Here is a 9,262-nt window from a genome sequence, read left to right as displayed (position 1 = left end):
CAAGCGGGTGCAGTCTTCCGGTAAGAAGCTCACCGGGGCATTGCCCGCCGGTGCATCCAGGGCCTCTTTGGCAGCGGCGACCAGGCTCGCGTCCGGGTTGAGCAGCGGGGCCGGGTAGTAGATTTCCAGCCAGTCGCCCTGGGTGTTTTGGGTGCCGATTCCAAGCGCGAAGCTCAGCATAACGCGTATTCCTTAGAGGTTAGTGAGAGAAAATGAGTGAGAGAAGTCGAGTCAGGGTTAGCCGCTTAGCGTGTCATAGTCGCCGTCACGGTAGCCGATCATGATGGTGCCGTCGTCGAGTTCCAGCAGCGGCCGCTTGAGCAGCGTGGGGTGCTGGAGCAGCAGCTGGCGCGCCGAGTTGGCATCGTAATCTTTCTCTTCGTCAGAAAGATCCCGCCAGGTTTTGCTGCGTTTGTTGATCACCTCAACCAACGGTACGCGATTCAAGATGTGCTCAAGCAGCGCCGCAGAAAGGCCATCTTTACGCAGGTCGTGGGTTTTATACATCAGCGCTTTGTCGTCCAGCGCTTTACGCGCTTTACGGCAGGTGTCGCAGTTATGAATCATGTAGAGCGTTAGCATAGAGCCTCCTTTCGTCGTCTTAAGCGGCGCGGCGCGTTAGTCGCGCTCGACCAGTTGGCGAAGGCGTCTTAGGCCGCTTCTAAGGTCGGCTCAAGCTCCGCCACTAACGCTAAGCGTAGCCGACCCGCGCCGGGGTTAAGGCCGTTTTGCCCTGGGCGACCCATCAAGCTGCCGGGCAGTACGCTCACGTGCTGTTCGCTGAATAGCCGCTGGGTAAAGGCGATATCGTCGCCACCCGGCACCGCAGGCCAGAGGTAGAAGCTCGCTTCCGGAGTGGGAAAATCCATCACCGGGGCAAGCACATCCGTCACCGCGCTGAATTTTTCGCGGTAGGCGTCTCGGTTGGCGCGCACGTGGGCTTCGTCTTGCCAAGCGGCAATGGAGGCGTGCTGTAGTGGCTGCGACATGGCGCAGCCGTGATAGGTGCGGTAGCGCTTGAACGGGGCGAGTAGGTCGGCATCACCTGCCACGAAGCCAGAGCGCAGCCCTGGTAGGTTGGAGCGCTTGGAGAGCGAGTGGAAGACCACGCAGCGGCGGTAGTCATCGCGGCCAAGCTCGGCGCAGGCCTGCAAAAGCCCTGGCGGTGGCGTGTTCTCGTCTAGGTAAAGCTCGGAGTAGCACTCATCAGAGGCGATGATAAAGTCGTGCTCGTCGGCCAGGGCAATGAGCTGTTTGAACTCGGCCAGTGGCGTGACGGCGCCGGTCGGGTTGCCCGGCGAGCAGATAAACACGATCTGCACATCGCGCCAGGTGTCGGCGCTGACCGCTGAAAAATCGGGGCGGAAGCCGTTCTCGGCGGTGCAGTCCAGGTAGAGCGGCTCGCCGCCTGCCAGCAGCGTGGCGCCTTCGTAAATCTGGTAGAAGGGGTTGGGTACGGCCACTTTTGCGGGGCGGGTGCGGTCCAGCGCCGCCTGCACGAAGGCGAAGATGGCTTCGCGAGTGCCGTTCACCGGCAGTACTTGGCGCTCGGCATCCAACCCCGCCAGCTGGAAGCGCTGGGTGGCCCAGGTCGCAATCGCGTCGCGTAGGGCGGGAAGGCCGTTGGTGGCCGGGTAGCGGGCCATCTCTAACTGGTGGGCGATGAGTGCCTCCAGCGCGCCTTGGTAGGGGGCGTGCTGGGGTTCGCCAATCGTCAGCGGAATATGCGCCAGTCCCGCCGGGGGCGTTAGGCTCGCTTTGAGGGCGGCCAGCTTTTCAAACGGATAGGGGTGTAGGGCGTTGAGATCAGGGTTCATGGCGCGTCCGTTGAGAGCGTAAGGGCGGGAACTGTGGGCAAAACCATTTATCGAACCGCCGATTATAGGCAAGCCCTGGGGCAGGCTCAAACCTAACCGAACTAGCAAAACAGCCAATTGCGCTTAGTGGTGCCGAGAGCAGGTTGCTGCGAGGGCGCTGTGAACCCATCCATGGGCGCTACTTTCGCCATCTGACCGCCATGGATGGCGGAAATGCCGGAATGGTATGGAACATATTCCGGCCATGGCGAAAGACCCTCGCTTCAACCAGCCCCCGGCAATCATAGACAGCGCGAGCTTTAAACCCCCAATACCTCAATCAGTCGTTCGCGGAGCTGCTGCTGACGTTCGGGGTCGGTGAGCGGCTCGCCTGCTTTGGTGGTGATGAAGAAAACGTCTTCAACCCGTTCGCCTAGCGTGGCAATTTTAGCGGCTGAGAGCGAGATATCTTGCTCCATGAAAATGCGCCCTACCCGAGCCAGCAGACCGGGGCGGTCGGGGGCGGTCAGTTCCAGCAGGGTACGCTCGTTGGCCGGGTCCTGTTCGATCACCACTTCGGTTGGCACTTTGAAGTGCTTGAGCTGGCGCGGCGTGTGTCGGGTGACGATCTCGGGGTAGTCGTCCGGGTCATCCAGCTCTTCTACCAAGTGGCTGCGCATCTCTTCGATGCGCTCCGCGTCGCGAATCGGCTGGCCGTGGCTATCCAGTACGATAAAGGTGTTGAGCGTCCAGTCGTTGTGGGAAGTAGCAATGCGGGCATCGTGGATCGAGAGTCCGAGCTGCTCCATGGCGGCAGCAGTGGCGGCGAACAGGTCATCCACCGAGCGGGTGTGGATGAACACTTTGGTGCCGCCTTCGGCCATGTCGGCGGTGGGGGCACTGATCAGCACCAGCGGCAGGGGGGAGGGCTGATGGGCCAGAATGCCCTGGGTCTGCCAAACGATCTCGCTGGGGGCGTACTGCAGGAAGTAGTCTTCCCCCAGGGACTCCCATAGCTGATCGATTTGCTCGCTGTCCACCCCAACGGTCTGCAGCAGTGAGCGGGCCTCGGTGCGTGTTTCTCTCACCCAGTCGTCTCTGTCCGGCGGGTTTTTCAGCCCTCGGCGCAGGGCGCGCTTGGTCTCTGCATGCAGCTGGCGCAGCAGCGAGGCCCGCCAGCCGTTCCACAGTGTGGGGTTGGTGGCATTGATGTCGGCAACGGTGAGCACATAGAGGTAGTCCAGGCGGGTCTCGTCGCGCACGATGAGGGCGAAATCGCGGATCACATCCGGGTCGCTGATATCTCGCTTTTGGGCGGTCATCGACATCAGCAGGTGATGCTCCACCAGCCAACTCACCAGGTTGGTGTCGTGCTGGGAAATATGGTGGCGATGGCAGAACTGTTCGACGTCCCGCGCGCCGATTTCTGAGTGGTCGCCACCACGCCCTTTGCCGATATCGTGGAACAGGCCGGCAATCCACAGCAGGTCCAGCTTAGGCAGCTGATGGATCAGGTTGGCGGCCACCGGGAAGTCGTCCTTTGCCTCGGGCTTGCGGAAGCCGTGCAGAAATTTCAGCAGGCGCAGGGTGTGGGCGTCCACGGTATAGATATGGAACAGATCGTGCTGCATCAGCCCCACCGCGCGGCCGAACTCCGGCAGGTACTTACCCAGAATGCCGTAGCGGTTCATGCGCCGGAGCTGGCGAGGGACGTTACCCGGCGCCCGCATGAGCGCCATAAACAGCCGCTGGTGGCGTGGGTCTTCCCGGTAGTGGTCGTCAATTTGGTGGCGGTGGTCACGAATCAGCCGAATAGTATCGGCGCGTACCCCTTCGATTTCCGGATGCTTGGCCATCAGCAGAAAGAGTTCTAGCATGGCCGCCGGGCGCTCGCGGAACAGGTTGCGGGTGCGCACCTGGATGTAGCCGCCCTTGGTTTCAAAGCGTTCGTTGAGCTTAACGGTTTCCAACGACTCCTTGCCGCGCAAAATCACTTCGTCGAAGTGCTGTAGCAGCATATCGTTGAGTCCGGCGAGAGCCGTCACGTGGCGGTAGTAGCGTTTCATGAACTGCTCGACCGCGAGCCGCTCGGGGGTATCCCTAAAGCCAAACATCTCGGCAATGGTGCGCTGGTGATCAAACAGCAGGCGGTCTTCGGCTCGGCCTGTGAGCATATGCAGGGCGTAGCGCACCTGCCAAAGAAACGCCTGACCCTGGCTGAGAATGCGCAGCTCCGCGTCATTCATAAAGCCGTTGGCGACAATATCGGTGTACTGCTCGGTGCCGAAGTGACGCTTAGCCACCCAGCCAATCATCTGGATATCCCGCAGGCCACCGGGGGAGCTTTTTAAGTTGGGCTCCAGGTGGTACTCGGAGTTGTTGTAGCGATAGTGGCGAGCAATTTGCTCTTGCCACTTGGCTTCAAAAAAGCGGTCGGCGGGCCACAGGTTCGGGGTGCTCAGGCGCTCGCGCATCTTCTCACGCAGACTTTCCGGCCCGGCAATGAGGCGCGACTCCAGCAGGTTGGTAATCACCGTGACGTCTGCTTCGGCTTCCCGCTCGCAGTCGTTGAGCGAGCGAACGCTGTGGCCAATCTCCAGACCGATATCCCAGAGGAAGGTGATAAAAGCGCTCAGCGGCTCCCGGTAGGGGGTATCGTCGTCGTGCTCAAGCAGCAAGAGCAGATCAATATCCGAATGGGGATGCAGTTCACCACGCCCGTAGCCGCCCACGGCCACCAGCGCAACGCCGTCATCGGGCCAAGCATGCTGCGCCCAGGCAATGGCGAGAAGCTGGTCGAGATACCACGCCCGACCGCGTACCAAGTCGCGAATATCGCTACCGGCGCGAAAGCGTTCATCCAGGCGTGCTTGGATTTCCCGCAGCGCGGCTTTAAACGGGGCGATAGGAGAGCGCGACCCGGCAAGCTCGGTGCGAAACAGGTCTAGATCGAAAAGCGACGTGTCCGGCTCGAACCGGTAGTGGTGAAGAAGCATCAGGCGTTCAGAAAGCTAAAGTCTTCGTCGCTGCGCGCAGTGAGCACGTCAACGCCGGTGTCGGTGACCAGTAGGGTGTGTTCCCACTGGGCCGAAAGGCTGCGGTCTTTGGTGACGGCGGTCCAGCCGTCGCGCAGCACTTTGGTTTTGTAGCCGCCCACGTTAATCATCGGCTCGATGGTGAAGCACATGCCCGCTTCTAGGCGGATGTCGGCATCCGGTGCATAGCCGTCGTAGTGCAGGAACTGCGGGTCTTCGTGGAAGTCCGCGCCAATGCCGTGGCCGCAGAAATCACGCACCACCGAGTAACCATGGGCTTCGGCGTGCTGCTGAATCACACGGGCAAGCTCAGAAAGACGCACGCCGGGTTTCACCAGCGCAATGCTTTTATACAGGCACTCTTGGGTGATGCGGCACAGCCGTTCGCCCTGAATGGTGTTGCCCACCACGAACATCACGCTGGAGTCGCCGTGGTAGCCATCCGGTGTGCGCACGGTGATATCCAGGTTCATGATGTCGCCGTTTTTGAGCTTTTTGGCGTCATCGGGGATGCCGTGGCACACCACGTGGTTGATGGAGGTACAGGTTGCTTTGGGAAAGCCGTGGTAGTTCAGCGGTGCCGGTGTCGAGCCCAGCTCGTTAACAATGTACTCGTGGCACAGACGGTCGATCTCGCCAGTGCTAATGCCCGCTTTAACGTGGGGAGTGATCATTTCGATAACGCTGGCCGCCTGGCGACCGGCTTCGCGCATTTTCTCGATTTCAGAAGGCGTCTTAATAGGAACGTTCATGAATTCTCGATGTGGCTTCTGGGTAAGTGATGGGTCGCAAATGAAAATGCCGAAACGCGGCTGCGACTTCATCTTGGCAATGATCTATGGTATAAAGCCGCGCGCTTTCCTGCAATCGCCATCCAATGCTTCTATACTGGCTGGCGCTACGCGAAAGGGCAACGAGATCGCAACGCAGCACCGCTGGGTTGCACAACAGCAAGCCTTGAAAACACACATGCACCGGCACATGGTCCCGGGTGCCTTTAGCGACGTTTAACGACGCTACTGGTCGGATCCATGGGGTGCGTGGAGGCCTAACCCGAGTTTCAGGAGTTTTACCATGTCTCACGTTAATATGCGTGACCTGCTGAAAGCAGGTGCTCACTTCGGTCACCAAACCAAGTACTGGAATCCGAAGATGGGCAAATACATCTTCGGCGCGCGCAACAAGATTCACATCATCAACCTCGAGCACACCCTGCCGGCGCTGAACGAAGCGATCGACGTGGTCGAGAAGATGGCGGCATCCAACAACAAAATTCTGTTTGTTGGCACCAAGCGCAGCGCTAGCAAGATCATCAAAGAAGAAGCGAATCGCGTTGGCCAGCCGTTCGTCAACCATCGCTGGTTGGGCGGCATGCTGACCAACTTCAAGACCATTCGTCAGTCCATCAAACGGCTGCGTGATCTGGAAGTGATGCGCGAAGACGGCACCTTCGAGAAGCTGACCAAGAAAGAAGTCTTGATGGCAACGCGTGAGCAAGAGAAGCTTGAGCGTTCTATCGGTGGTATCAAGAACATGGGCGGCCTGCCGGACGCACTGTTTGTGATCGACGTTGACCACGAGCGCATCGCGATTAACGAAGCCAACAAGCTGGGTATCCCGGTTATTGGCGTGGTAGATACCAACTCTAACCCAGATGGCGTTGATTACGTGATCCCGGGTAACGATGACTCCATCCGCGCTATCCAGATCTACGTGAAGGCGATTGCCGACGCGTGTGGCCGCGCGAAAGAAGGTCGTCCGGACGAGTTCGTCGAAGTGACTGAAGAAGCCGCTTCCGCCGACACAAGCGCAGCTGCCGAGTAAGGCTGCAGTGGTGCGGCGGGCAGGTTGAGCCGCATCGTGTTAAGAGGGGGCCTTATGCCCCCTTTTTCCCGCTTTGAGTTCGCTCAGGCGGGCCGATCATGCCGGATGAATGCCGGCAAGCGCTCTGCACAGTGATACGCAACGGTCATCTATCGTGCTTATACTCTGTAGCGCGTTTAACTCTCAGTTAGAACCATTTCCGAGGTGAAATCTCATGGCAGCTATCAGCGCCTCTCAGGTTAAGGAACTGCGCGAACGTACCGGTCTTGGCATGATGGAGTGTAAAAAAGCACTCACCGAAGCCGACGGTGACATCGAAGTCGCGATCGAAAACCTGCGTAAAAGCTCTGGTCTTAAAGCCGCGAAAAAAGCGGGTCGTACCGCTGCAGAAGGTGCGGTTGTTACTCGTGTAGCAGAAGATGGCAGCTACGGCGTAATGGTCGAAATCAACTCTGAAACCGATTTCGTTGCCCGTGACGACAACTTCATCGACTTCGCCAACAAGATTGCTGATGCGTTCTTTGCGGCGAAAAACGAAGACGTTGCAGCGGTGATGGCGGGTGACCTTGAGTCCGCTCGTGAGCAGCTGGTTCAGAAAATCGGCGAAAACATCGGCGTGCGTCGTGCCGTGGTCGTGAATGCCGTTGAAGGTGGTCTGGTGGGCGAATACGTTCACGGTGGCCGTATTGGCGTTCTGACCGTTCTGAAAGGCGGCACCAGCGAAGCAGCCAAAGATGTTGCGATGCACGTAGCGGCGATCAACCCGGCGGTTGCGCATCCTGAAGAGATGCCGCAAGAGCAGCTGGACAAAGAGAAGGCAATCATCCTGGCCCAGCCGGACATGGCCGGTAAGCCTGAGCAAATCGCTGAGAAGATGGTTCAAGGCCGCCTGAAGAAGTACCTGGCCGAGAACAGCCTGACCGAGCAGCCGTTTGTTAAAGACCCGAACCAGTCCGTTGCTGAATTCGTCAAAGCAGCTGGTGGTGAAGTGGTTAGCTTCACTCGCTTTGAAGTGGGCGAAGGCATCGAGAAAGAAGAAGTCGACTTCGCTAAAGAAGTCATGGAACAGGCTGGCCGTCGCTAAGGTCAGAGGTTCCAGTAAGAAGATGGCGTGCGCGCGAGCGCACGCCTTCGTGTATCCGGCCCCTGTGAAATACAGGTGCCGCCTCGCCCACCTGTGCCCAGGTCTGCCTCAGGAGAGATGCCATGTCACGTGATGTTCAAGAGTCTACCCCCACTGCGGCCCCCAAAATCGATAAGTCAAAGTCAAAATACAAGCGTATTTTGCTGAAGCTATCGGGCGAAGCGCTGATGGGTGAGCACGATTTTGGTATTGATCCAAAAGTGCTGGATCGTATGGCGCTCGAGATCGGCCAGCTGGTCGGTATTGGCGTACAGGTCGGTATTGTGATTGGTGGTGGTAACCTGTTCCGTGGTGCGGCGTTGAACGAAGCCGGCATGGATCGGGTCACGGGTGATCACATGGGAATGCTGGCAACGGTGATGAATGCCCTCGCCATGCGTGATGCTCTGGAGCGCTCTAATATTCGCTCGCGGGTGATGTCAGCGATTCCCATGAGCGGTGTGGTGGAGCACTATGACCGCCGCACTGCCATCCGTTATTTAACGTCTGGCGACGTGGTGCTGTTCTCTGCTGGCACCGGTAACCCTTTCTTTACCACCGACTCTGCTGCTTGTTTGCGCGGCATTGAAGTGGATGTAGACGTTGTCATCAAGGCCACCAAGGTGGACGGCGTGTACAATAAGGACCCGGTGAAGCACCCCGACGCCGTAAAATACGACCAGCTCTCCTATGACGACGCTCTGGATCAGAAACTGGGCGTAATGGATTTGACCGCAATCTGCCTGGTACGTGACCATGATATGCCGGTGCGGGTATTTGATATGAACAAGCCTGGTGCCCTGCTCAACCTCGTGGTTGGGGGCAAGGAAGGCACGCTGATAGACAGAGGGTAACAACGTGATCAACGACATCAAGAAAGATGCAGAGTCTCGCATGAAGAAGAGCGTTGAGGCGCTGCACAGCAACTTCAACAAGATCCGCACGGGTCGCGCTCACCCCAGCATCCTGGATGCCGTGACCGTTGAGTATTACGGTGGCCAAGTGCCGCTGAACCAAGTGGCTTCTGTCAACGTTGAAGACGCCCGTACCCTGGCGGTGGCTCCTTGGGAGCAGTCCATGGTGGCTAAAATCGAAAAAGCGATCATGACCTCTGACTTGGGCCTCAACCCCTCAAGCGCAGGCAACGTGATTCGTGTACCGATGCCGATGCTGACCGAAGAGACGCGCAAGGGTTACATTAAGCAGGCACGTAGCGAGGCAGAAAACGCGCGCGTGGCTGTGCGTAACGTTCGTCGTGATGCTAACGGTGATTTCAAATCCTTGCTTAAGGATAAAGAAATTACCGAGGACGATCAGCGCCAGGGCGAAGACGAAATCCAGAAGCTGACCGATAAATATATCGCTGAGATCGATAAGGCACTTGCCGCAAAAGAACAGGATCTCATGCAGGTTTAGTGATTGTTGTGAACATCACTGCCTGCGTTCACTTAGCCACGGGTAGCTCAGCTGCCCGTGGGCCATCG

7 protein-coding genes and 2 pseudogenes are annotated in these 9,262 nt (G+C 58.4%); 4 read left to right on the top strand and 5 right to left on the bottom strand.

What is annotated here, in order from left to right:
- From A3220_RS03950 to map, 5 genes and pseudogenes are all read right to left on the bottom strand, one after another.
- Window positions 1-180: pseudogene (locus A3220_RS03950) on the bottom strand (2,3,4,5-tetrahydropyridine-2,6-dicarboxylate N-succinyltransferase); the annotation flags it as partial.
- Between the two features lie 57 nt (window positions 181-237).
- The gene (locus A3220_RS03945; RefSeq protein WP_044629728.1) at window positions 238-582 is read right to left on the bottom strand and encodes a Spx/MgsR family RNA polymerase-binding regulatory protein; all 345 of its coding nucleotides are present in this window, start codon (window positions 580-582) and stop codon (window positions 238-240) included.
- Window positions 583-618: 36 nt separating this feature from the next.
- Window positions 619-1,817 (bottom strand): annotated as a pseudogene (dapC, locus tag A3220_RS03940) (succinyldiaminopimelate transaminase).
- A gap of 299 nt (window positions 1,818-2,116) precedes the next feature.
- Window positions 2,117-4,792 carry a [protein-PII] uridylyltransferase gene (locus tag A3220_RS03935; RefSeq protein ID WP_062373302.1) on the bottom strand — a complete coding sequence of 892 codons (2,676 nt, stop codon included), beginning with the start codon at window positions 4,790-4,792 and terminating at the stop codon, window positions 2,117-2,119.
- Window positions 4,792-5,583 (bottom strand): type I methionyl aminopeptidase, encoded by a 792-nt coding sequence (map, locus tag A3220_RS03930; protein WP_044629725.1) that lies wholly within the window; start codon window positions 5,581-5,583, stop codon window positions 4,792-4,794. The genes A3220_RS03935 and map overlap by 1 nt, the downstream gene beginning before the upstream one ends.
- A gap of 322 nt (window positions 5,584-5,905) precedes the next feature.
- Here map and rpsB point away from each other — a divergent pair, with 322 nt between their 5' ends.
- The 4 genes from rpsB to frr all read left to right on the top strand — a co-directional run bounded on the left by rpsB (window position 5,906) and on the right by frr (window position 9,194).
- Window positions 5,906-6,655, top strand: a complete 750-nt coding sequence (rpsB, locus tag A3220_RS03920) for a 30S ribosomal protein S2 (protein ID WP_044629723.1) — start codon at window positions 5,906-5,908, stop codon at window positions 6,653-6,655.
- A gap of 214 nt (window positions 6,656-6,869) precedes the next feature.
- A complete protein-coding gene (gene tsf / locus A3220_RS03915) occupies window positions 6,870-7,739 on the top strand; it encodes a translation elongation factor Ts (protein ID WP_054644934.1) in 870 nt (289 codons plus the stop codon).
- A 122-nt stretch (window positions 7,740-7,861) separates the two neighbouring features.
- Window positions 7,862-8,632 (top strand): UMP kinase, encoded by a 771-nt coding sequence (gene pyrH, locus A3220_RS03910; RefSeq protein WP_044629721.1) that lies wholly within the window; start codon window positions 7,862-7,864, stop codon window positions 8,630-8,632.
- 4 nt (window positions 8,633-8,636) lie between these two features.
- Window positions 8,637-9,194, top strand: a complete 558-nt coding sequence (gene frr / locus A3220_RS03905; RefSeq protein WP_044629720.1) for a ribosome recycling factor — start codon at window positions 8,637-8,639, stop codon at window positions 9,192-9,194.
- Window positions 9,195-9,262 lie beyond the last annotated feature (68 nt).

The sequence above is a fragment of the Halomonas sp. KX33721 genome (assembly GCF_001596805.1).
Lineage (GTDB): Bacteria > Pseudomonadota > Gammaproteobacteria > Pseudomonadales > Halomonadaceae > Vreelandella > Vreelandella aquamarina.
This window is presented reverse-complemented; position numbering and strand designations above follow the sequence as displayed.